The sequence below is a fragment of the Pseudomonas sp. BF-R-26 genome (assembly GCF_019947395.1).
GTDB lineage: Bacteria > Pseudomonadota > Gammaproteobacteria > Pseudomonadales > Pseudomonadaceae > Aquipseudomonas > Aquipseudomonas farris.
On record NZ_JAGYGK010000006.1, the window covers coordinates 82978 to 105182 of the forward strand.

Sequence of the window (22205 nt, forward strand, 5' to 3'; positions counted from 1 at the left end):
CGCGATTAGAGTCACTTCTTGTCTCCATTTTATTTTTATATTGAGTAGAACATCTGCGCCAGTAGCCAGCACATGACATTGCATAGAACGCAAATTAGATCTATTTTGCAGGGATGTCAATATAACCCCGGCAGAGGGCTACCGAGTCAATCCAGACATACGGCGCTCTCCTGGATAGCACCTGTCGCTACTACGAAACAGCCGGTGTTAAGCAGCCTTTTTTTCGCCGTAATACCCGTGACCTACCGACCTTAATCATCAAGCTTTTCAGGAGAAATCATCATGCAACCTTCGACGCCAGCCCCCCATCTGATAAAGCCTGTCCTACGCCAAAGGCAAGGGGAGATTGAGATCCTTACCCTTAATCGACCAATGCAACGCAATGCAATGTCCAGTGCGCTTGTCGCCAGCTTGACCGAGGCTTTAGCGGACATCAACGAGGATGCCAGCGTCGGTGCAATCCTGCTCGTTGGTGAAGGCAGAGGCTTTTGCGCCGGCAGTGACCTTGGCGGCCTGACATCCATGACTCCAGCTCAAAGACGTTCTTTTGAAGCAGAATCAGGTCGCCTCGCCAGGATGATCGGACAGTGTGCTAAACCGGTGGTTTCAGCTGTTCATGGCTTTGCCGTCGGTGGAGGCCTCACCCTTGCCACATCCTGCGACATCGTCGTCACCGACGCGGCCTCGCGATGGAGCCTGCCAGAAGTGCCAATTGGGCTGTTCCCCGCGTGGGGCCTTGCGTCGGTCGGCAGTCGAATCGGGATGCCGGCTGCGCGGCGGCTGTCCTGGGGGATAGAGACGCTTACGGGCGCAGAGGCTCATCGTCTCGGACTGGCGGATATTCTGGTCGACAGCGCAAGCGAAGTTCGCGATACAGCTTTGAAGATTGCCAGCCAGCTTGCCGCCTTGCCACGTCGACAATCCGAAGCGGTGAAGCGCTATTTCGCGTCACAGTGTGCGGACGAAGGTGCTGACATCGCCGCGAATAGCCTCTTTATGGAGATGACCAGTAGCCCCGAGGCACAGGCGAGCTTCATACGCTTTGGAAGCTAACCGCTCTCCGGGAGAGGCTGCTCGCAAGCTTGCCCTGAACAATTGGTATCGCAACGCAGCCCACAGCTGCGTTGCTTTTCTTTACCTAAGTAGGTAATGAGGGAGCGTGCATTATCAAGCCCTCCCTCTAACGCCTTACACCCCTTCCCTTACAGCATCAAGCGCCGGAAGTCCGCCAACAATTGAGCCAGAAAAGCGTTGAAACGTCCGGCTGCGGCCCCGTCAATTACCCGGTGATCCCAACTGAGACTCAGAGGCAAGATCAAGCGAGGCACACCTTCCTTGCCATTCCAAACCAGCTTGGTAGCGCTCTTCCCGACACCGAGGATCGCAACTTCCGGTGCGTTGATGATGGGCGTGAAATAAGTGCCGCCGATACCGCCAAGCGATGAGATCGAGAAGCAACCGCCGCTCATCTCAGCTGGTCCCAATTTGCCGTCACGCGCCTTGGCCGACAATTCAGCCATCTCCCTTGCGATGGCAATCACCCCTTTCTGGTCGACGTCGCGGATTACGGGTACTACCAGACCGTTTGGGGTGTCGGCGGCAAAGCCAATATGGAAGTACTGCTTGAGTACGATTTGTTCGCCATCCAGACTGGCGTTGAATCCCGGAAATTTCTTCAGGGCCACTGCGCAAGCTTTCATCAGTAAGGCCAGCAACGTGACCTTCACCCCAGCCTTCTCGTACTCTTTGTTGAGCTGTACGCGGAAGGCTTCCAACTCTGTAATGTCGGCATCGTCATGGTTGGTGACGTGAGGGATCATCACCCAGTTACGGTGCAGGTTCGCGCCGCTGATTTTCTTGATGCGTGAGAGATCCTGGCGCTCGACCGGACCGAACTTGGCAAAGTCCACCTGCGGCCAAGGCAGCAGGCCAGATAAACCGCCACCTGCAGCAGGTGTGTTGGCTTTCTGGGCTTCAGTCTGAGCCTGCCCGGTCATGACGCATTTGATGAAACTCTCGACATCCGCCCGGGAAATTCGACCTCGAACGCCTGTACCGCGAATCTCGGTCAGAGGGACACCCAGTTCGCGAGCCAGCTTACGGATTGAAGGCGATGCAAAGGGCAGCTCGCCCTTGGCCTCAGTCAATTCCTGTGCGAGTGGCGAAACCACGACGGGCGCACGCTCTACAGGCTGAGCCGGTGGTTCTACAGACAGCGTAACAGCTGCCGGCGCTGGCTCAGGCAAGGGGGCGGTGACCGGGATCGCCATGCCGGGTGCTGGAGCCACCTCCATCATCGCGATCAGCGACCCTTCACTGATCTTGTCGCCCACCACGACATTCAACGTCTTGATTACACCAGCCTGCGCGGCGGGTATCTCTATCGAGGCCTTGTCGGTCTCGACGACGACCAGGCTCTGCCCATCGACGACCGATTCGCCGGGGCTGACCAGCACTTCGATGATGTCCACTTCCTTGTAATCACCGATGTCGGGAACCCGAATCTCCTGCAGTGTACTCATGCCTAAACTCCTGACGAAGTAAGCCGGACTGAACCCAGTCAGCCCGAACAAGATGATCGGCGGCACCTGGCGGCGCCGCGCGGAACAAGCAGCCTTGGTGCCGTACTTAGCACTCCCAGGGCGCGACCGAGTCGGCATCGATGCCATAACGCTCGATAGCTTGGGCACAGACCTCAGGCTTGAGCTTGCCTTCCTGCACCAGCGATGCGAGCGCACTCAGCGCGATCTGGTGCCGATCCACTTCGAAGAAATTGCGCAGGGCCGCGCGCGTATCGCTACGGCCGAATCCGTCAGTGCCGAGGGCGATATAACGCGCCTCGACATAGGCGCCAATTAGATTTGGCAAGGCACGCACGTAGTCAGTCGCGGCGATCACCGGCGCCCCCACCGGCAAGCACTTGCCGACGTGACTCTGTTTGGCCCCCTGCTGCGGGTGCAGGCGATTCCAGCGCTCGACTTCGCGAGCATCGCGAGCCAGCTCACTGAAACTGGTCACACTCCAGATTTCGCTTTCGATGTTCCAGTCTTGAGCCAGCAGCTCAGCGGCAGCGATCACTTCAAGCAAAATTGTTCCCGAACCGAGTAGTCGCACGCTCCCGCGCGAACTGTCCACCGACTGTGTGGCATAACGGTACATGCCTTTGATGATGTCTGACTCGACACCTTCCGGCAGCGTCGGCTGCGCGTAATTCTCATTCATCAAGGTCACGTAATAGAACTCGTCAACCTGACGTTCCAGCATCTGTCGCATCCCATGATCAAGGATCACCGCGAACTCACCAGCGAAGGCCGGATCGTAGGCGCGACAGTTGGGCACCATCGAAGCAATCAGGTGACTGCTGCCATCCTGGTGCTGCAGCCCCTCGCCGCCCAACGTGGTCCGGCCGGCTGTAGCACCGAGGAGAAAACCGCGAGCCCGCTGATCGGCGGCGGCCCAGATCAAATCACCAACACGCTGGAAGCCGAACATCGAGTAGTAGATATAGAACGGCAGCATGGCCAGACCATGCGCCGAATAGCTGGTGGCCGCTGCAACCCAGGAACTGATGGCCCCCGCCTCGCTGATGCCCTCCTCAAGAATCTGCCCATCCATGGCTTCGCGATAACTGAGAATCGAACCGATATCTTCCGGTTCATAACGCTGACCGACACTCGAATAGATGCCGATCTGCTTGAACAGGTTAGCCATGCCAAAGGTACGTGCTTCGTCAGCGACAATCGGCACCACCCGCGGCCCCAACTGCTTGTCCTTGAGCAGGTTGCCGAGCATGCGCACGAAGGCCATGGTGGTGGACATTTCCTTACCTTCGGCCTGGGTCGCGAAACCACCGTAGCCCTTCAAGTCAGGCACTGGCACGACCGCCGCAGTGGTGCTGCGGGTTGGCATGTAACCACCGAGCGCCTGGCGTCGCTCATGTAAATAGCGCATTTCCGCACTGTCATCGGCAGGCTTGTAGAAACTCAGAGACTCGACCTGCTCGTCCGAAAGCGGAAGATTGGAGCGGTTACGGATCGCGATCAGCGCGTCCCGATCCAGCTTCTTCTGCTGATGGGTGGTCATCTTGCCTTGCCCTGCCTCGCCCATGCCGTAGCCCTTCTTTGTCTGAGCCAGAATCACGGTCGGGCGACCACTGTGCAGCGTCGCAGCCTGGTAGGCGGCGAAGATTTTCACCATGTCATGCCCGCCACGCTTGAGGCGATCGATCTGCTCGTCAGTAAGACCTTGGGCGAGCTGGGCCAACGCCTCGTTCTGGCCAAAGAAATGGTCGCGGTTATAACGCCCATCCTTTGCGGCAAAGGTCTGGAACTGACCGTCCACCGTCTGCGACAAGGTCCGCACCAGCGTACCGTCCTTGTCGCGGGCAAACAGACCGTCCCAATCCGATCCCCAGACCAGCTTGATGACATTCCAGCCGGCACCGCTGAACAAAGCCTCCAGTTCGTCAATGATGCGGCCGTTGCCACGCACAGGACCGTCCAGGCGCTGCAGATTGCAATTGACCACCCAGGTCAGATTGTCCAGGCCTTCACGGGCAGCCAGGGTCAGTGCCGACATGCTCTCCGGCTCATCCATCTCACCATCGCCGAATACCCCCCACACGGTCCGCCCGGTGGTGTCCTGCAAACCACGGTGCTGCAGGTAGCGCATGAACCGCGCCTGGTAGATCGAGCTGATCGGCCCAATGCCCATGGAGCCGGTGGGGAACTGCCAGAAGTCAGGCATCAGCCAGGGATGCGGATAGCTGGAAAGCCCCTGTATGCCGCTACGCCGTGCGGTGATTTCCTGGCGGTAATGCTCAAGGTTATGTTCGCTCAGGCGCCCTTCCAGAAAGGCGCGGGCATAGACCCCAGGGGACGAGTGCGGTTGATAGAACACCAGATCGCCGCCGAGCGTGCCATTGCTGGCGCGGAAGAAATGATTGAAGCCGACTTCGAAAAGATCCGCAGCACTCGCATAGCTGGCAATGTGTCCGCCCAGCTCGCCATAAGCCTGGTTAGCCCGTACCACCATCGCCAGCGCGTTCCAGCGCATGATTGCCGCTAGCCGCTCCTCGATAGCCAAATCACCGGGAAATGCTGGCTGTTGCTCTACCGGGATAGTGTTGATGTAAGGCGTTCCGTGGACGGGATGCCAACCGATGGCAGGATCGCGAGCAATGGTCGTGAGCATGTCGAGGATTTCCCGCGCACGCTCCGGCCCCGCATTCTCTATCAGCGATAGCAGAGCCTCACGCCATTCGACCATTTCTTGCGCGTCGGCTTGATTCTGCTCCAGCGTCAAGGCCGCCAGGGCTGGGGAATTGGAATGGGTCATAGGCTTCTCCTGTGTTATTCTTTAATTGTTATACCTATTAAATATAACAAACATTTATCCATATATTCCTGACAAATGTCAAATTATCAAATGTTTAATAATCAGATACAGAGGATCGAAAAAGTAAGGAGCAGCCCCCTCAGAAGGATGAATATCAGTTCCAGAACGTGCAGAGTGCGGCTCACTCGTCTTGAGGTCGGCGAGGGATCGATATCAGTGCAGAAGCGGCGGCAGAAGGGGCGGCAGAATCACTTCAGTCACGGCTACTCGCTGCCGTGCAACATCTCTCGCCGAGGGTGCTTGCCCATCGACGTTAAACGGTTGAAGCAATCGATAAGGTTGAGCGCATTCCAAATAGTCAAGACATCACCCGCATTTCAAGGAGGCTTCCAGCATGTATGCTGTCCAAAGTTGCAACCCAGACGCCAAACTATTCTATCGCCCCATTGAAGCAGCGTTGCGCTGGTGCAATTTAATGGCCTACGAAACGGAAATTCTTGAGGTAGCATGGCGCAACCCAGAGCTGCTCAATACAGCGTTCCCACAATGGCCATGCCTAAATACCAATTCCGAGAAGATTCTCGATGCTATTCAACATGGTGAACTGACCTACGGCTGCCTGGGTATGCCTGTCGCCATTGGCACCACCGTCGATCACAGTCAGCTAACCGTCCGCCATACTGACCTCAGATTTTGGATGTCGCGCTACTACCCTGATCAGAGACCAGCTTTTCTTTTCGAGCAATCACTCGATCAACAAGGAGATATCAGTATCGGTATCTACCTGGCCTTACAAGCCGACCGGGATGCCTTGCAGCTACAGATAAAGGATATGGAAACAGCTTATCAACAATTGCTGAATGAACTTGAAGCTGTCGGGCTGGAAAAGGAAAACATCCATCACCTGATCAAGACCAATAGCAAGGTCAGCGACCGGAGCGAAACCGCTTACCTCCACATTATCGGCGCAATGGTCAGCCTGTTTCTAGATCACTCCCCCTCTGGGAAACCTCATTCTGTTTTCCGGTCCCAAGCCGCCATTGTCGACGCACTGACCGCTCACCATAAAAACCTGTCTGGCATTTCCAAGCGTACCCTGGATGAGAAATTCGCCGCTGCCAAGCGCAGCCTCTCCAAGCGCTGAGTCGTTTTGCGCTGCAATCGCCCCAATTGCGGTGCAATGACTCATTCCCATTTCTGCTATTCAATTCAGGTCACTTCCCAGAACGCGCCAATCGGCGCCAGGAGTGACCATCATGTCCAACCAGCTCTCACCTATTGCAGACCTACTCCAACCACCGCACGAACGTCACATCATGCGGCGTGAGGAGGTGGAGCGTAAAACCGGCTTCAAGCGTGCGCATATCTACAACTTGATGAAGGAAGGCAAATTCCCTCAAGCCAAACGCATTGGATTGCGTGCCGTAGGCTGGGACTCAGTGGAGATCGAACGGTGGATCATCGAGCGTTTAGGCCAACAGGTCTGATGCCATGCGTGTGGTCTCGGTGGTTTCCACCAAAGGTGGAGTAGGCAAAACCACAATAGCCGCCAATCTCGGCGGTCTGCTGGCGGATGCTGGTCTACGCGTCCTGCTGCTCGATCTAGATAGCCAACCCACCCTCTCTAGCTATTACGCCTTGAGCCAAAAAGCTGTTGCTGGTGCGTACGAGCTGATAGCACTCAATCTAACAGCACCTGCCCAGATGATTTCCAGGACAGTGATCACCGGACTCGATCTGATCATCTCCAACGACGATCAAGGCCAGCTGAGTACATTGCTGCTACACGCCCCTGACGGGCGATTACGGCTGCGCAATTTACTCGACAACTTCCGCCCCAGTTATGACTTGTTTTTGATCGACACCCAGGGCGCACGTAGCGTGCTACTGGAGATGGCCGTCCTTGCCTCCGATCTTGCTCTCTCCCCCATCCCGCCGGAAATGCTCGCCGCCCGCGAACTGCGCCGCGGCACATTGAAGCTGTTCAGCGAACTCGATTCGTTCCGCCACCTGGGCATTCCACCACCCCCCTTGCGATTGCTACTGAACCAGGTGAACGCCATTCGGATGGACACGCGGATGATCATCAGAAGCCTGCGCGAGACTTTCGTGGGGGCTACCAATATCTCGGTTCTGGACACCGTAGTTCCAGACCGAGTGGCTTATCTCAATGCCGCCTCCCTCGGTCTACCAGTCCACCGAATCGAGGCGCGCCGGTCACGTGAACGACGCTCGCCCTCAGCGCTGGAAACCATGCAGGCGTTGGCCATCGAGTTGTTTCCGGAATGGCGCGATGCGATCTCTACGGTGGGCAGGTGCACGGAGGCTCAATGAGACGAATCACCAAACCGGTATTTCTCACCCAATTGTTTTGTTTGATCGACCTTGAGGCCAACAGCGTTTGGCAAGGAGTCCTTTGATGCTGGATCAACTTCCCATCATCGTTCAGCCATTCGTTCGACCACACCATCCACCGTGCGAGGAGTACTGCACCGTGGTCTTTCGTTTGCAGGGTGGGCGCTCGGCCATGGGGTGGTTCCTCGCAGAACTTTCCCGACACTTCGAAGGTTCGGGGACTGCCGAGATCGTCAAGTTCGCGGTCGGTGACCATGTGCACAACCGGCGTTAACTGAGGTTGTTCCGATGAAGAAGCTCAGTCAGGAGGAGATTATCGACAAGCTGCAGCAGGGCCACTTCCCTCGGGGTCCAGAGCTTGAACGTCTATCCGATCCACTCATCGATACACCTATGCTCGTCACCCTGGAGCAGTTGCGACCCTACGAAAACAACCCACGCTTCATCCGCAATCCGCTGTACGACGATATCAAGGCCTCGATCCGTGAACGCGGGCTGGATCAACCGCCGCCGATTACCCGCCGCCCGGGAGAAGCCTATTTCATCATCCGCAATGGCGGTAATACTCGCTTGGCGATTCTCGGCGAACTGTGGCAGGAAACCCGCGACGAGCGCTTCTTCCGCATTCATTGCCTGTTCCGACCCTGGACCGATGAACTCACCGCCCTGCTCGGCCATCTGGCCGAAAGCGATCTGCACGGCCAACTCACTTTCATCGAACGAGCACTGGCTGTGGCCAAACTCAAATCCATGCTCGAACCAGATGGCGCTGCGCTCTCGCAACGGGAGCTGGCACGACGTCTTGCCGCTGGGGGCTATCCCATTTCGCAGTCACATATCAGCCGGATGCTGGACACCCTCGAACACTTACTGCCCGCCATTCCACAAACCCTGTATGCCGGATTGGGCAAGCCCCAGGTCGAACGCTTGATCGGTCTGCGTAGCCAGGCTGAACGAACCTGGAACCGTTATCCAACCGCCACCGTTGCGTTCTCCGAGTTTTGGCTCGAGACCCTGGGCGACTTCGATGCCGATCCCGAATCCTTCGATCTTGAGCAAATCCAGGATGAACTGCTCGAACGCATGAGCCGCCTACTCGGACAGTCCTACCGCATGTTGGCCCTGGAATTGAGCGATACCCAACGGGTCATCTCGACGCATGGTGTTGTCGTCACCACACCTGAGAACAGCCATCCGCCGAGCGTTGATGAAGTCGCGGCAGAACCTCCCTCCTCCGAGTCCCCTCCCAAATCAACTGAGACCAGAACCCAGACCGAAACAGCGCGAGAGGAGCTGCTCACACCGCCCCAAGCGAATGTCGTATCAGCAGTCAGCCCTCCGTCACGTATCCAACAGATTCGCGAACAGATCGATCGCGACACTGCCACTGAAGTAACACCGACCGTCGAAACCCGCACGATCGACGACATCTGGAGCATCGCACCAATACTGGATACCCCCGAACAACTGCGTTTAGCCATCGCCGGACTGGCGCGGGAAATGGCGGCCTATGCCGGACATCCCGCGAGCATCATCGATCAGCAGCATGGATTGGGTTTTGCTCTAGATATGGAGCGGGTAGATCTTGCGACACCTGGCGCGACCGGGGTTCACCTAATGCTCCTAGCCCTGCTGCGCGCTCAAGACGACGTGAACTGGGAGGATCGCAAGCAACTGCCATCAGCCCTGTTCGGCCAGCTGTTGTTGGGGGTCTATCAACTCCCGCTGACAGATCGTCCCGCCGTGGATGTGGGACTGGAACGACTGCCTGACAGTCTGCTAATCAAACTGTATCGCCTGATCCGCCTGGCCCGTCGTCTGATCGACCTAACGCTTACCCCTGAAGACGACTCACCGAAGGAGTTGCCATGAACCTGTCCTTCAATGTGCTCAACCAGGCCATGCTGACCCAGGTGCTGCATGAGCTGCGCCTGGGTAATCTGCAACGCTGTAAGGCACTCGGACTGGGTGAGGACGACATCTACCTGTTGCAATCCTTGCCGCCCACCACACTGTCGCGCCTGGCCCATGCCTCCGTCCCCTGGGTTGAGGTCAAGATTGACTCACCGGTGCTGCATAGGTTGATCGAGCAAGCCGAACGCGACGAGCAGAACGAGCGATTGATCAACCGAGCGCTCAAGCTCGGCGCCAGCAGCACCATCATGTATCAGTGCTTCGGTTTGGCGCATTCGGAAACCGCCCTGCGTCGACGTCTACTCAAGTTAGAAACCCGTAAGGGCCGCCCCCAGAACTTGAGCGAAGAGCAGGAACATGCGCTTTGGCAGCGTTGGTGCCAATTACGAACAGAGGACGGGACCGAGGATAAACTCGACGCCATGATGATGCTGGCCGAAGAGCAGCAGATCAGCTTGACCATCGTTTGGCAGCAGATCGACCAGTACAGCAACGGAACATGAACGCTGTCCCTTCCAGTCGCTGGCAGCGTGTCCTGCAGCAATGCACCCAGCAGCTAAGTGAACGTTGGCCCGCACGCACTACCACTGAGCAACCCTCCAACCAGGCTTTGCAGGCTGGCTTTCTGTTCAGTGGTCAATCACACGAAGTCGTGCCGCGTCGCCTGCTGTTGGACCATCGGCTGACGCCATTGGAACGTAATGCCTGGCAAGTATTTCGACTCATGCTGCAAGATCAGGGCGTGGTCACGCCGCGCTATGAGGATTTGCAGCCTTACCTGTCGAGCGTGCCTTACGGTGCGTCAGCCTCCCGTGAAACCATCGCGCGCGTCTTGACCATGCTCAGACTGACCCGCTGGCTCAGCTTGGTGAGTCGTGGCCGCGATCAGCTCAGCGGGCGCCTACAAGGTTCTCTATACGTCCTGCACGATGAACCGTTAACCCCCGCCGAAGCCATGGAGCTGGATCAGGATTACCTGGAGCTAGTCGGACATACCCTCGTTCATGCGACTAAGGCCGTGCGCATTGTCGCTCAGCACATTCTGGAAGAAATCCGCCAAGACACGGATATCGATCAGGGTCGACTACCGACGCAGCTCGACAGCTGGGGCGAACTCTGGACGCAGCAAGGATTGGATCTCGCGACTGAAGACGCCTTACACGATTCCGAACTGGGTGGCGATCGCCGCGTTCGGAATCGTACAAGCCCTCGTTCGGATTCCGAACCAGGCTTGAACGCCAGCGTTTCCGGCACCGTTCGGAATCCGAACGCCGCCTGTACTGTATTAAAAGAAAGTACTCGTACTGTACCGCGCGCGACCTCAACGGTGGATAACCTGAACTGGCCCGCTCCGCTGCACCTGAGTCCAAGCGAGCGTCAGGCGATCGCCGTGGCGCTGAGCAAGCTCACCCCAGCTGATCGTCAGGCGGTGCTTAACGAAGCCGGTGCACGCTGTGCGGTAGGAGGTATCCGCAGACCAGCGGCCTACCTGATGGGACTGATCCAGCGCGCACTGAACGGTGACTTTCATCCTTGGGCAGGTCAAACAGAACCCTCCCCCATTGCAGAACCGCCCCCAACAGCACCGTCACGCCCGCCCCGAAAACAGGGTGAACCCGCCTCTGCCCTCGCCCAAGCGTGCCTGAATGAGCTGCGCCAACTGCGCGGCAAACGCCCTGGACGTCAGTAGATTTGATGCCACTGGCATCAAATCTACTGAGTTCTAATGTGAAATCGCAAAGGGCCGAACCTGTGCAGTCCGACGTATGGCCATCGCCATCCATGGAAATGATGCCACCGGCCTCACCCGCGAACGTCTTTGAAATTAACCCTCTCACACCAAACCGAACAGAGCGCATTCAGCTTTTTGGCTGCCCTTGCCCCTCAAATATCGCAACGTTCCCGTCCAAGCTTATGCGAGGACAACACCGTGGCCGATCACTACCAACTCAACCTGGGCTCATTGCGTAGCAGCATCACCCTGACCCTGCACACCCACCACGCTGCCCGTATCTGGCAAGGCCGGACCGCACGCGAAGGCGTCCACTCGATCATGGGCATGGCCGGCTACATAAGTGTCACCAATCTGATCAAACAAACCGCGGCCCAGGACGATCCCTATGCCGATTGGGCCATTGTGCAACTCGAAGAAAAACTGATGCAGGCTAAAGCTGGGATGTTGGAGCTGACCCAACAGTTGGATCGGATCAGACAGGACCTACCGACACAGATCGACATGGGCGATAACCTCAACATCCACCCCGTCACCTTGCCGTTGTACATCGGCAGTCAGTTGGGTTTTCTCGCGGTCTACCTATTGACCGACTACGACACCCTGGTACGTCGTACCCTGTTGGCCCATCACACTGCTTTGATCGGCCGCAGGGACATGGAAGCCTGGATCGACGACGGCGCCCATCTCCTACGAAGCCTGTTCGGCCAGGCGCAGCGCTATCGGCATGCTGGTGTCACCCGCGATGACATGGCGGCGAACAACGCCCGTGCCTTGGCGGCCATCGATAAATTAGGTCTGCCCCCCATGGACATCCTTGAGGGGCATCGCCGCTCCCAATTCGCGCCGCCGATCATTCGTCGTGGTGCTGTGGCAGTGGATGACGCTGACGCGTTGGCAGAGGAAGCGGGCGAGCCATCTGCGACAGTGGATGCACAGGAGGACGAAGCATGAATCCCATGATCCCGGCTCAACCAATGCCATTCGAAGCACTGCCACCGGATGCCTATCGACAGCTCGAACACGCTGCCTCCCTAAAAGGCCTTTTAAAACCTTTTAAGGGTAAGGGGGAGTTGGAGCACCTGGCGCAGGTGGCGAGGGAAATCGAGGCGCAATTATGTCACCTGATGGAGGCTGTGGTGCAGCAGGCCGGACATCCCCCGTACTCACTGCTGGATATTCGATTGGTGCTGCAGAACACCAGCGCTGGCAGCAGCTTTTTGCGTTGGCGTACCCGTGACTTCGCCCGTATGGGGATTGCAGTCTGGGAACGCCAGGTCAGCAGCAAAACCCTGCCGCAGGCCGTACGCGAGGGATTGCACCGTTTCGAACGCGAGCGTATTGCACTCAACCTGCAGATGAGCGTGGTGCATTCGCTTTACCGCCAGGCATCGACCTGCGCGATCAAAATGGCCAGTGCCGATCGGTTACTGCGCCAACTCACAACCGCAGTGGAGGTATCAGGATGAGTACTTTTTTTGTCGGCGAAGGCAATATCGGCAGTGCGCCAGAGTTCCAGGAGTTTCCATCAGGCAATGACGAGCCACGGCGTTTGCTGCGACTGAATGTGTACTTCGACAACCCCGTGCCACGCGATGGCAGCTATGAAGATCGAGGCGGCTATTGGGCACCGGTTGAGCTCTGGCACCGTGAGGCTGAACACTGGAGCACGCTATACCAGAAAGGCATGCGTGTGCTGGTCGAAGGCCGCACCGTGCGCGATGAGTGGGAGGACAGCGAAGACAATGCGCGGGTGACCTTCAAAATCGAGGCCCGTCGAGTTGGCATCCTCCCTCACCGAGTGCAAAGCGTGGCCATGCGGGAGCGATCTAGTGAACAAGCGCCTCCCGAAAAACACAATGGGCAAAGTCCAGAACAGGCTAGTTCACCAGAATCGAAACCCATAAGGCGCAGAAGATCATAAGCCACTACAGCATGGGATTGACCCCTAACGCGCAGCTCCTCAACAGAGGTCATACACCTACGTGAACAAGGGAGGCTAGAGTCGAGGCTTGGACAGCTGGATTCCGTACCATTACTTTTCCATCGAAATACACGTTGGAAAAGTGTGATGAACTTGGACGCCCAGCAACGTATTGCATGGGCAGTCAGGTGACTTATCTCTTCTCTGCCTTCTACACACTTTCGGCTGACTTAAGAGCTATATTTCTCTGCTAAATAACGCCCCTGGACAAGGACATTACCAAAGTACTCGGAGCCACCCGACACCACGCCCTGTAGTTGTCAGATTGTTTTTGTTGCCTGGTTGAGTGGTTAACGCATTAGCAGGTCATCCGGTGCCGGATGCAGGTCGCAGTTGCGTCCGGCTTTGGCGAGTTGCCCGGGTACTTCGTGGCCCAGCAACGCAGGCAATCCTCGGGACAACTTCAGCAACAACGGCAGATCAATGCCGGTGTGAATACCGATTTCATCGCATAGGTTGACCAAATCCTCGGTGCAGATATTGCCCGAAGCACCCGGCGCAAACGGGCAACCGCCAAGGCCGCCGAGGGCCGCGTCGAAGCGTCGGGCACCGGCCTCGTAGGCGGCCAGTACGTTGCACAAACCGAGGCCGCGAGTGTTGTGGAAATGCAGGGTCAGATCCGCGGGCGAAACCCGCTGCAACACTCTGCGCACCAACCGATCGACCTGACGCGGATTAGCCATGCCAGTGGTGTCGGCCAGGGTAATGCCCTGAATCCCGAGCTCCTGATAGGCGTCGACGATCTGCAGCACTCGGTCCTCATCGATCCAGCCTTCGAACGGGCAACCGAAGGTCGTGGCGATGCTGCCGTTGAGCCGCACCTGCGTGCCGCGAACGAATTCGACGATCTCGCCAAACGCCGCCAATGACGCCTCGCAACGCATCCGCATATTCGCCAGGTTGTGGGTCTGGCTGGCGGACATCACCAGGTTCAGCTCATCGGCCCCCGCGTCCAGCGCTCGTTGCGCGCCTTTGAGGTTGGGGATCAATGCGACATAGATCATGCCCGGCCGTCGGGCGATGCCCTTGAACACTTGCTCGCCATCGCGCAGCGCTGGAATGGCCTTGGGCGAAACGAACGAGCCTGCTTCGATGCGGCTGAACCCCGCCAGAGACAACTGATCGATCAGCGCAATCTTGTCGACGGTTTCGACCCAGGTCGGCTCGATCTGCAAGCCGTCACGAGGGGAGACTTCCTGAACGATCAGCCTCTGGGAATAATCAGTGATCATTGCACCACCCCTTCAGCTTTCAGCCGTTCGATGTCCTGGTCAGTCAGGCCCAGCCCCGCGAGGATGCCGTCGGTGTGCTGACCCAGGCTCGGTCCCGACCAGTTCACGCCGCCGGGGGTCTCGGACATTTTCGGTACGATGCCCGGCATCTTCACTGTGGCACCACCGGGCAGGTCGGCGCTGAGCAGCATGCCCCGCGCCTGATAGTGAGGATCGGCGACGATATCAGCCACCGAATAGATGCGCCCGGCCGGGACTTCGGCAGCTTCCAGCGCAGACAACACCTCGTCGATGGGCAGGCTGCTGGTCCAGTGAGTGATGGCTGCGTCGAGCACATTACTTTTCGCGGCGCGGCCATCGTTATGAGCAAACTCCGGCGCTTCGGCCAGATCGACCCGACCGATCACCATCATCAGGCGCTTATAGATCGGGTCGCTGTTGCCGGCGATCACCACGTAGGCGCCGTCGGCGGTCAGGTAGGTGTTGGACGGCGCGATGCCCGGCAAGGCGCCGCCGCTGCGCTCACGCACATGGCCCAGCATGTCGTATTCCGGCACCAGACTTTCCATCACGTTGAACACGCTTTCGGCCAACGACACATCCACCACCTGCCCGCCGCCCTGCCCGGTCTTGACCCGCAGCAGTGACATCAAGGCGCCGATGACCGCGTGCAGCGAGGCGAGGGAATCACCGAGGCTCACACCCACCCGGGCCGGCGGTGAACCGGGGGTGCCGGTGGTGTAGCGAATCCCGCCCATGGCCTCGCCGATCGCACCGAAGCCCGGACGATCACGGTACGGGCCAGTCTGGCCGTAACCGGAAATGCGCACCAGCGTCAGGTTGGGATTGAGGGCATGCAACACGTCCCAGCCCAGACCGAGTTTCTCCAGGGCGCCGGGGCGCAGGTTTTCGATCAAAACATCGGCGTCGGTCGCCAGTTGCTTGACCAGTTCGATGCCTTCGGGGGATTTCAGATTCAGCGCCAGGGACTTCTTGTTTCGCGATTGCAGGTACCACCACAGCGAAGTGCCTTCGTGCAGCTTGCGCCATTTGCGCAGGGGATCGCCCTGGCCCATGGCTTCGATCTTGATTACTTCGGCGCCGAACTCGGCAAGCATGCGCGCGGCGAATGGCGCGGCGATCAGTGTGCCGATCTCGATCACTTTGATTGCACTCAAGGGGGCAGTCATCGCGGGGTACCTCTTGTTCTTGGAATATGAGCCAAGGCTAGAGGACCGAGGGGCAAGGAATCCAACCTTCAGTTGGAAACTGATCGTTCGTGAAATGCGAAGGGGGTTCGGAAAGCTTTTGCGACCTCAGGAAGGCCTTCACGGGCTTGCCCGCGAAGGCCTCTTTACAGGTACCAACAAATCTCAACCTTGCTCCCCCCGTAAACACTCAAACAACATTCGGCTCACCGGCGACAGCGATGCTTCATCGCGCACCACCAGAATCAGCGTGCGTGCCGACCATTCGTCGCAGAGTGGCACCGCGTGCAAACCCAGCGCCCGGCCGAACAGTTCATAGGCCCGCTGCGGCAGAATGCCGATGCCCATGTTGGCTTGGACCATGCGGCACATGGCGTCAAACCCCGGCACATGAATCCGCAACCGCAGCACCTCGCCCGCCGCCCGTGCTGCCGAGTGAGTGCGCATATTGATAGAACTACCCGCGTGCAGGCCGACGTAATCGCTGTCCAGCGTGTCGGCAAACACCAATTCGTGCTCAATGGCCAACGGATGATCCGGACGCATCAGCACCACCAATTTGTCGCATCGATACGGTACGCTGTGTAGCCCTTTCCTATCGATGTCACCGGAGCAAATGCCGAGGTCCGCCACGCCATCCAGCACACCCTGAATCACTCCGTTGCTGGGGCGTTCTTCAAGGTCCGTTTTGACTTGCGGATGCAGCTCGGAGAAGTCCCGCAGATCTTCCGGCAAAAACTGAATGATCGCTGAAAGATTAGCCAGCATCCGCACATAACCGCGCATACCTTGCACGTGCTCACCCAACTCAAGGCCTATTTTCTCGACGTTGAGCAACATCTGCCGCGCATGGTGCAACAGGGTTTCGCCAGCAGGCGTCAGGGTCATGCCCTTGGCCTGGCGCACGAACAGACTGATACCCAGCGCCTCCTCCAGCTCCATCAATCGCTTGCTCGCCGCCGACACCGCAATCGCCTCACGGGCCGCCGCACGGGTTAGCGTACCCTCCTCCTGGATGGCAACGAAGAGTTGCAAGGTGATCATATCCAGACGACGGATCAGTTTTTTTTGCAGCATTAGCATTCTCGGCGATAACAGCTCATTTAAAGGACAAGAGAATGGTGTCAATTCACTTGAATGAAGCCAGCTGATTAGATTTCCCTGCCTCTGATGCTGTCTACGTCCCGTCTCTTCGGGCGATTGCAAGCATGGCTTTGTCAACCACTTCAACGTCCAGGATTACACTGGGCCCCTGATCCGCGACATAGGTATATGCATTTGAGACGAAAACAAGGTCTTCTGAGGATTGAGCCAGGACAACGAGTTGATTTGAGCTCTCTTACTTCATTGAAGGAGTACCGCACGATTTTGGATCAAAAATTCGCGTAGCAAACGTGGAGGTTTTCCCGTAAGAGTCTGTATCGTGTTGCTGACTATATTGACTCCTCCAGCGCGAGCAGTGGCATCCATCGCGACGAGCAACTCAACAATTGGAGCGAGGACACCGACAGCCGACATGCCCTCAGCGAGTTGTTCGTCGCACACCGGGACGACTTGAATCGAAGAGTCAAAGACCTCATTCACAATGCCAACGACCGCTGTCGCCGATAGTGCTTCCAGCCCAGTACGTCAACACGACAGCTGTGTATAACATCGGATGAAAGGACAGCAGCGGCAGCGGCCGCCACATCATCGCGTGTCACATATCCGGCACATCCCTCACCCGACGAAGTAAACCACTGGCGCTGACGCTTGCCGGGCACTCCGAACGCGTCCGTAGAGACGATAAGCAGACGCTCTATGCCAGCGAATGCCAGATCAAGAGTAGCCGGATCATCGAAATCGGCTTTGCGTATCTCGGCCCCACGTGAGGCAAGGTCTGAAAGCATCTCCGGATAACGGCTGGCGGCGATGACGTTTTCAGCTCCCGCCTCCAGCAACAATTCCACGGTACGTCGACCAATATAGCCACTGGCACCAGTGACGAGAAGGCGCGATGGAAGGGGTGCTGACATGCGAATTACCTCACAGATTCACAAGCGGAAACCATCTGATAGAGAACCCGATGGAAAACGCCAAAAGCATGCCGTTTTCCATCGTCTATAACGGGGGAATCATGCCGAAGTAGATGAGCGGAGCCGCCATGCTGTCCAACCAACAACAGCCGACAACGCCAGCACGACTACAGGAGGAATCGCATGGGCGTACTCACCGTGAACAGTGACGGTGGCTGCTGCCGCAAACATGGCGACACAGCCAAGCGCTGCCCCCCAAAGACGCGTAGCCGCAACAGCCAGCAGAACAGCCGTGGTGAGTTCCAGTGCTCCAGTCACAAAGTGGAACCAGTCCGGGTACCCCCAACGCAGATAGTCTTCAGCGATCGATTCCGAAACAAAGATGTTACCTACGGCTCCGACGAGGAAAAAAGCGGCGAGCGTCCAGGCCAGAATCGGCCTCCAAGAGAATTTACGCATTGATACCACCTTTCTGAATGAGGGCTCCGCTCAGGAACAGCGCGACCGCCCGCTCAACGATTTGAGCGTTCTCTGTTGATCGACTTGGGTCAGGAATGAAACCGACGAGAAAGCGCAGTTGCGGTTCGGTAACCACTAGACTCACGAATTGCCCAGCAAGGTCTTTAGCCGGCAGATCGGCCCGCAGCTGCTTATTGGATTGCTTATGCTCGATCCAGGGGATAAGGATCCGCGCGGCATTGTCATGCCCAGCCTGCCAGATCGCTTGAGCCAGCTCGGGAAACCGCTGACCTTCAGCAATCATCAGGCGATGCAGAGCTAGGGTGCGCGACTGCAAGACGATCTCAAGGAGGCGGCTCCCGAAGATGGTGAGGGTATCTTTCACGCCTTCGCTAGAGATCTCCAGCCCTTCAAGCGGGCGGGCGAGATCAGCACATAACCGGGTAACGACCTCTATAAACAGGCCTTCCTTGCCGCCGAAGTGGCTGTAGATGTTACGCCGTGAGCCTCCAACCCGAGCAATGAGAGCGTCCAGTGACACAGCCTCATATCCCTGATCCAGGAACATATCGGCCGCCGCGTCGGTCAGCGAGCGTACTCTCGCAGCCCCGTGCTTGGTGCGATGTGCATCCATAGTCATTGCACCAACCGTAATTTAGTTCGGGCAACTTTGAGCGCCTCGGCCCACCAGACTAGATTGTCAAAGAGATCGGTACGGCTTTGAACAAGATAGTCATAGTCGTTCAGTGTCTTGCTTTGCGTTAAAACACCCATGAACGGCTCACGGGCAATATTTACCTCGTGTTTGAGTGGCGCCATCTGCATTTCTACGGCGATACCGCGAAGCTGCTCGATGGCCCGCGCGCCCCCGACTCCACCATAGCCGACAAAGCCAATAGGCTTGCGATTCCATTCAAGGAAGGCGCTGTCGAGCGCGTTCTTCAGGACCCCGGTCGGGCCGTGGTTGTACTCGGCAACAGTAGCGATATAACCATCATATTCACCAATACGACGCCGCCAGGCCTCAGCCTTAGGATGGGAATAGACTCCCCCAAGCATCGACGGAGGAATGGACTCCTCGAAAAAGGGTAAATCCGCCTCTCGCAGATCGAGTACATCGAGTTGGACGTCAGTGCGCGCTTTCGCGCCTTCGACAAGCCATTCCACCGGTTTATCGGCAAAGCGTTTGGGACGAGTCGACCCAACGATCAAGGCAATTCTGAGCATGAGGTTCTGATCCTCTCGGTCAAAGTTTTTTGATGGAGATCCGGCGCTTCGAATACGATTCCCAGGATCACATCATGTACGGTATCGTACCGTACCATACCTATCAAGACAAAAAATTTGGACAACGTTAAGGATTGCACTGCACTAATCGTTTGCGCACAAACCTGGCTCAAATGGACAATAAACAGTCTAACTATCGCAATACAGAAGAGCTCGTAGAGTCTTACGCACCTCCCCTTTTAGCCATCAGGGGTGGCATGCGAAACCAGGCGTATCGACTACACGAGCTTTATCCGTGTTCTCACACCATGCTCGCGCTTTTCCCCTTCAACTGTTGCCCCATTTACTTAATATGGAAGACCTGAAATTCAGGTTTCTCATATCCCACACCTAGTGTTTCCAACAACGCTGCTTTGGACCCAATCCGGAGCAGTTTTATGCGCCTATTCCTCTGCGAGAAACCTTCCCAGGGTCGGGACATCGCCAAGGTACTCGGGGCCACCCGGCGTGGTGATGGTTGCCTGAACGGCACAGAGACAACCGTCACCTGGTGTATCGGCCACCTGCTGGAGACAGCACCGCCTGAAGCCTATGGCGCTCAGTACAAGAACTGGTCGTTGGATCATCTACCGATCATTCCCGAGCAATGGCAGGTCGAGGTCAAACCCAAGACCGCGGCACAATTCAAAGTCATCAAGCGCCTGCTCAGCGAAGCCACCACCGTCGTTATCGCGACCGACGCCGACCGCGAAGGTGAAATGATTGCTCGCGAGTTACTGGAGCTTTGCCAGTATCGAGGCCCCGTTCAGCGCCTCTGGTTGTCTGCACTCAACGAGGCGTCGATTCGCAAGGCACTATCCTCGCTGAAGCCCGGCCAGGAAACCTTCCCGCTCTACCACTCAGCCCTCGCCCGCAGCCGCGCCGACTGGCTGATCGGCATGAACCTGAGTCGCTTGTTTACCCTCCTTGGTCGGCGGGCGGGCTACGATGGCGTACTGTCGGTGGGACGCGTCCAGACACCGACTTTACGTCTGGTGGTCGATCGGGATCGTGCGATTGCCAGCTTCGTCCCAGTGCCCTATTGGGAAGTGGAAGTGCACCTGTCCTCCATGGGGCAGCCGTTCATCGCGTCGTGGCAACCACCCAGCGCAGGACAAGATGAGGCCGGTCGCTGCCTGCAGCAGGCGCTTGCCCGTCATGCTGTCCAAACAATCACGGACAGTAAGACCGCCACAGTACTTACGCTGCAGACAGAGCATTTCCGCGAAGCGCCGCCCCTACCCTTCGACCTGAGCACCCTTCAGGAGGTCTGCTCGCGCAAGCTGGGACTCGGTGTCCAGGAGGTCCTGAACATCGCCCAAGCCCTGTATGAAACCCACAAAGCCACCACCTACCCGCGCAGCGATTGCCGCTATTTACCAGCGAGTATGTTCGACGAGGTCACTGCGGTATTCGATGCCCTGCTCAAAACGGATCCCGCACTGCGGCCCGCACTCGGAAGCCTCGATCGAGCATTGCGCTCACGAGCATGGAACGACGCCAAGGTCACCGCACACCACGGCATCATCCCCACCACCGAGCCGGCGAGCCTGGCACGGATGTCCGAACAAGAACGCCAAGTCTACGAACTGATTCGTAGCCACTACCTCGCGCAATTTCTGCCGCACCATGAGTTTGATCGAACCCAGGTCGAACTGCAGTGTGGCGGAGAACGATTGACCGCGGCTGGCAAACAGATCCTGGTCCAGGGCTGGAAAGGTTTGCTCTCCGAAAACACCGAGGAGGATGAGCCCAGTCACAAGTCCCAAATCTTGCCCGTCCTGCAACAGGGTACTCAGTGCGCAGTAAACGACGTCGAACTCAAGTCGATGCGCACTGCCGCCCCCAAACCGCTCACCGAGGGTGATCTGATCAAGGCCATGAAAAACGTGGCCAAGCTGGTCAACGACCCTCGCCTGAAACAGAAACTGCGAGACACCACCGGTATCGGTACCGAAGCCACCCGAGCCGGCATCATCAAGGGGTTAATTGATCGCGGTTATTTACTGAAGAAAAAACGCGCCTTGATGGCCTCAGCAGCGGCCCATACCCTGATCGAGACGGTACCCGTTGCAGTCGCGGATCCGGGTATGACCGCGATCTGGGAGCAGGCTCTGGACGAAATCGAAGCGGGACGTCTGACCCTGGATGCATTCGTCGCCAAGCAGGCGAATTGGATTGCGCAGTTGGTCGCACGCTGCGGCTCACTTACTTTGGCCATGCCTATCGAAGTCGGTCCGGCCTGCCCAACTTGCAACGCCTCAATGCTCAGGCGAAAGGGGAAATCAGGACCGTTCTGGTCATGCTCCTACTACCCAGACTGCAAGGGTACTGTGCCGATCAGCCAAGATACGCGTCGCCCATGACACGCCATTGGAGGCCAACATGCGTATTGGGGGCGATGTACTGGTCAGTGCATCATCAACGGCGGCTGGTCCCTCTCTAAGTCGCTTAGCGGTTGTCCGATTTCACGGGCCAAGGCGATGCCTGTCGAAATCCATATCTGCCCCAGTTCGTTAAACGCTTTCAGGTAAGCAGGATCTTCGTTGAGCCAATGGACAAGATTGTCGAAGTGCTCAGGGTTATCTGGGCAATCATGAATCCTGATGAACAACTCCAGTGTTCGATCCCAAATCAGATCCATGACGTTCTCGCTCTCCTCTTCCATGCTCAACCTTTCCTCCGTTTGGTCCTATCAGACCG

Annotated in this window: 22 protein-coding genes; 12 read left to right on the forward strand and 10 right to left on the reverse strand. The window is 57.4% G+C overall.

Features of this window, described 5'->3' with window-relative positions:
* The first annotated feature begins 282 nt into the window (after positions 1-282).
* Entirely contained in the window at positions 283-1053 is a 771-nt protein-coding gene (locus tag KGB18_RS10005) for an enoyl-CoA hydratase/isomerase family protein (RefSeq protein ID WP_223569774.1), read from the forward strand.
* A gap of 149 nt (positions 1054-1202) precedes the next feature.
* Here KGB18_RS10005 and aceF read toward each other — a convergent pair whose 3' ends face one another.
* Entirely contained in the window at positions 1203-2522 is a 1320-nt protein-coding gene (aceF, locus tag KGB18_RS10010) for a dihydrolipoyllysine-residue acetyltransferase (RefSeq protein WP_223569911.1), read from the reverse strand.
* A 106-nt stretch (positions 2523-2628) separates the two neighbouring features.
* Positions 2629-5337, reverse strand: a complete 2709-nt coding sequence (gene mdeB / locus KGB18_RS10015; RefSeq protein ID WP_223569775.1) for an alpha-ketoglutarate dehydrogenase — start codon at positions 5335-5337, stop codon at positions 2629-2631.
* Between the two features lie 394 nt (positions 5338-5731).
* Between mdeB and KGB18_RS10020 the strand changes: the two genes are divergently transcribed.
* The 10 genes from KGB18_RS10020 to KGB18_RS10065 all read left to right on the forward strand — a co-directional run bounded on the left by KGB18_RS10020 (position 5732) and on the right by KGB18_RS10065 (position 13262).
* Positions 5732-6481, forward strand: coding sequence for a hypothetical protein (locus KGB18_RS10020; RefSeq protein ID WP_223569776.1), 750 nt, complete (start codon positions 5732-5734; stop codon positions 6479-6481).
* 112 nt (positions 6482-6593) lie between these two features.
* On the forward strand, positions 6594-6824 hold the full coding sequence (locus KGB18_RS10025) for an AlpA family transcriptional regulator (protein ID WP_223569777.1): 231 nt from the start codon (positions 6594-6596) through the stop codon (positions 6822-6824).
* A 4-nt stretch (positions 6825-6828) separates the two neighbouring features.
* Complete coding sequence (locus tag KGB18_RS10030; protein ID WP_223569778.1) at positions 6829-7671, forward strand: ParA family protein; 843 nt, start codon at positions 6829-6831, stop codon at positions 7669-7671.
* A gap of 85 nt (positions 7672-7756) precedes the next feature.
* Entirely contained in the window at positions 7757-7966 is a 210-nt protein-coding gene (locus KGB18_RS10035) for a hypothetical protein (RefSeq protein ID WP_223569779.1), read from the forward strand.
* Between the two features lie 14 nt (positions 7967-7980).
* Positions 7981-9564, forward strand: coding sequence for a ParB family protein (locus tag KGB18_RS10040; RefSeq protein ID WP_223569780.1), 1584 nt, complete (start codon positions 7981-7983; stop codon positions 9562-9564).
* Positions 9561-10109 (forward strand): DUF2857 domain-containing protein, encoded by a 549-nt coding sequence (locus KGB18_RS10045; RefSeq protein ID WP_223569781.1) that lies wholly within the window; start codon positions 9561-9563, stop codon positions 10107-10109. The genes KGB18_RS10040 and KGB18_RS10045 overlap by 4 nt, the downstream gene beginning before the upstream one ends.
* Entirely contained in the window at positions 10106-11296 is a 1191-nt protein-coding gene (locus tag KGB18_RS10050; RefSeq protein WP_223569782.1) for an STY4528 family pathogenicity island replication protein, read from the forward strand. The genes KGB18_RS10045 and KGB18_RS10050 overlap by 4 nt, the downstream gene beginning before the upstream one ends.
* Before the next feature lie 240 nt (positions 11297-11536).
* Positions 11537-12292 carry a PFL_4669 family integrating conjugative element protein gene (locus KGB18_RS10055; protein WP_223569783.1) on the forward strand — a complete coding sequence of 252 codons (756 nt, stop codon included), beginning with the start codon at positions 11537-11539 and terminating at the stop codon, positions 12290-12292.
* The gene (locus KGB18_RS10060) at positions 12289-12807 is read left to right on the forward strand and encodes a DUF3158 family protein (RefSeq protein WP_223569784.1); all 519 of its coding nucleotides are present in this window, start codon (positions 12289-12291) and stop codon (positions 12805-12807) included. The genes KGB18_RS10055 and KGB18_RS10060 overlap by 4 nt, the downstream gene beginning before the upstream one ends.
* Positions 12804-13262 carry a single-stranded DNA-binding protein gene (locus tag KGB18_RS10065; RefSeq protein ID WP_223569785.1) on the forward strand — a complete coding sequence of 153 codons (459 nt, stop codon included), beginning with the start codon at positions 12804-12806 and terminating at the stop codon, positions 13260-13262. Before KGB18_RS10060 ends, KGB18_RS10065 begins: the two co-directional genes overlap by 4 nt.
* Before the next feature lie 350 nt (positions 13263-13612).
* Here the strand turns inward: KGB18_RS10065 and KGB18_RS10070 are convergent, their stop codons facing one another.
* The 7 genes from KGB18_RS10070 to KGB18_RS10100 all read right to left on the reverse strand — a co-directional run bounded on the left by KGB18_RS10070 (position 13613) and on the right by KGB18_RS10100 (position 19463).
* Positions 13613-14554, reverse strand: coding sequence for a hydroxymethylglutaryl-CoA lyase (locus KGB18_RS10070; RefSeq protein WP_223569786.1), 942 nt, complete (start codon positions 14552-14554; stop codon positions 13613-13615).
* Entirely contained in the window at positions 14551-15744 is a 1194-nt protein-coding gene (locus KGB18_RS10075) for a CaiB/BaiF CoA transferase family protein (protein WP_223569787.1), read from the reverse strand. The genes KGB18_RS10070 and KGB18_RS10075 overlap by 4 nt, the downstream gene beginning before the upstream one ends.
* Before the next feature lie 183 nt (positions 15745-15927).
* Entirely contained in the window at positions 15928-16839 is a 912-nt protein-coding gene (locus KGB18_RS10080) for a LysR family transcriptional regulator (RefSeq protein ID WP_223569788.1), read from the reverse strand.
* A gap of 503 nt (positions 16840-17342) precedes the next feature.
* Positions 17343-17777: an NAD(P)H-binding protein gene (locus KGB18_RS10085; RefSeq protein WP_223569789.1), complete on the reverse strand. Its 435-nt coding sequence runs from the start codon at positions 17775-17777 to the stop codon at positions 17343-17345.
* Between the two features lie 99 nt (positions 17778-17876).
* Complete coding sequence (locus KGB18_RS10090) at positions 17877-18236, reverse strand: DoxX family protein (protein WP_223569790.1); 360 nt, start codon at positions 18234-18236, stop codon at positions 17877-17879.
* A complete protein-coding gene (locus KGB18_RS10095) occupies positions 18229-18870 on the reverse strand; it encodes a TetR/AcrR family transcriptional regulator (RefSeq protein ID WP_223569791.1) in 642 nt (213 codons plus the stop codon). Before KGB18_RS10095 ends, KGB18_RS10090 begins: the two co-directional genes overlap by 8 nt.
* Positions 18871-18872: 2 nt before the next feature.
* Positions 18873-19463: an NADPH-dependent FMN reductase gene (locus KGB18_RS10100; RefSeq protein WP_223569792.1), complete on the reverse strand. Its 591-nt coding sequence runs from the start codon at positions 19461-19463 to the stop codon at positions 18873-18875.
* A gap of 437 nt (positions 19464-19900) precedes the next feature.
* Between KGB18_RS10100 and KGB18_RS10105 the strand changes: the two genes are divergently transcribed.
* Positions 19901-21868 carry a DNA topoisomerase III gene (locus KGB18_RS10105; protein ID WP_223569793.1) on the forward strand — a complete coding sequence of 656 codons (1968 nt, stop codon included), beginning with the start codon at positions 19901-19903 and terminating at the stop codon, positions 21866-21868.
* A gap of 44 nt (positions 21869-21912) precedes the next feature.
* Here KGB18_RS10105 and KGB18_RS10110 read toward each other — a convergent pair whose 3' ends face one another.
* On the reverse strand, positions 21913-22170 hold the full coding sequence (locus KGB18_RS10110; RefSeq protein WP_223569794.1) for a hypothetical protein: 258 nt from the start codon (positions 22168-22170) through the stop codon (positions 21913-21915).
* Positions 22171-22205 lie beyond the last annotated feature (35 nt).

What these genes read in the sequence shown, in the direction of transcription:
- KGB18_RS10075 (WP_223569787.1), bottom strand. Translation starts at nt 15,744, where the DNA reads ATGACTGCCCCCTTGAGTGCAATCAAAGTGATCGAGATCGGCACACTG.
- aceF (WP_223569911.1), bottom strand. Translation starts at nt 2,522, where the DNA reads ATGAGTACACTGCAGGAGATTCGGGTTCCCGACATCGGTGATTACAAG.
- KGB18_RS10030 (WP_223569778.1), top strand. Translation starts at nt 6,829, where the DNA reads ATGCGTGTGGTCTCGGTGGTTTCCACCAAAGGTGGAGTAGGCAAAACC.
- KGB18_RS10045 (WP_223569781.1), top strand. Translation starts at nt 9,561, where the DNA reads ATGAACCTGTCCTTCAATGTGCTCAACCAGGCCATGCTGACCCAGGTG.
- KGB18_RS10080 (WP_223569788.1), bottom strand. Translation starts at nt 16,839, where the DNA reads ATGCTGCAAAAAAAACTGATCCGTCGTCTGGATATGATCACCTTGCAA.
- KGB18_RS10100 (WP_223569792.1), bottom strand. Translation starts at nt 19,463, where the DNA reads ATGCTCAGAATTGCCTTGATCGTTGGGTCGACTCGTCCCAAACGCTTT.
- KGB18_RS10070 (WP_223569786.1), bottom strand. Translation starts at nt 14,554, where the DNA reads ATGATCACTGATTATTCCCAGAGGCTGATCGTTCAGGAAGTCTCCCCT.
- KGB18_RS10065 (WP_223569785.1), top strand. Translation starts at nt 12,804, where the DNA reads ATGAGTACTTTTTTTGTCGGCGAAGGCAATATCGGCAGTGCGCCAGAG.
- KGB18_RS10050 (WP_223569782.1), top strand. Translation starts at nt 10,106, where the DNA reads ATGAACGCTGTCCCTTCCAGTCGCTGGCAGCGTGTCCTGCAGCAATGC.
- KGB18_RS10025 (WP_223569777.1), top strand. Translation starts at nt 6,594, where the DNA reads ATGTCCAACCAGCTCTCACCTATTGCAGACCTACTCCAACCACCGCAC.
- KGB18_RS10005 (WP_223569774.1), top strand. Translation starts at nt 283, where the DNA reads ATGCAACCTTCGACGCCAGCCCCCCATCTGATAAAGCCTGTCCTACGC.
- mdeB (WP_223569775.1), bottom strand. Translation starts at nt 5,337, where the DNA reads ATGACCCATTCCAATTCCCCAGCCCTGGCGGCCTTGACGCTGGAGCAG.
- KGB18_RS10040 (WP_223569780.1), top strand. Translation starts at nt 7,981, where the DNA reads ATGAAGAAGCTCAGTCAGGAGGAGATTATCGACAAGCTGCAGCAGGGC.
- KGB18_RS10095 (WP_223569791.1), bottom strand. Translation starts at nt 18,870, where the DNA reads ATGGATGCACATCGCACCAAGCACGGGGCTGCGAGAGTACGCTCGCTG.
- KGB18_RS10105 (WP_223569793.1), top strand. Translation starts at nt 19,901, where the DNA reads ATGCGCCTATTCCTCTGCGAGAAACCTTCCCAGGGTCGGGACATCGCC.
- KGB18_RS10090 (WP_223569790.1), bottom strand. Translation starts at nt 18,236, where the DNA reads ATGCGTAAATTCTCTTGGAGGCCGATTCTGGCCTGGACGCTCGCCGCT.
- KGB18_RS10110 (WP_223569794.1), bottom strand. Translation starts at nt 22,170, where the DNA reads ATGGAAGAGGAGAGCGAGAACGTCATGGATCTGATTTGGGATCGAACA.
- KGB18_RS10035 (WP_223569779.1), top strand. Translation starts at nt 7,757, where the DNA reads ATGCTGGATCAACTTCCCATCATCGTTCAGCCATTCGTTCGACCACAC.
- KGB18_RS10020 (WP_223569776.1), top strand. Translation starts at nt 5,732, where the DNA reads ATGTATGCTGTCCAAAGTTGCAACCCAGACGCCAAACTATTCTATCGC.
- KGB18_RS10085 (WP_223569789.1), bottom strand. Translation starts at nt 17,777, where the DNA reads ATGTCAGCACCCCTTCCATCGCGCCTTCTCGTCACTGGTGCCAGTGGC.
- KGB18_RS10060 (WP_223569784.1), top strand. Translation starts at nt 12,289, where the DNA reads ATGAATCCCATGATCCCGGCTCAACCAATGCCATTCGAAGCACTGCCA.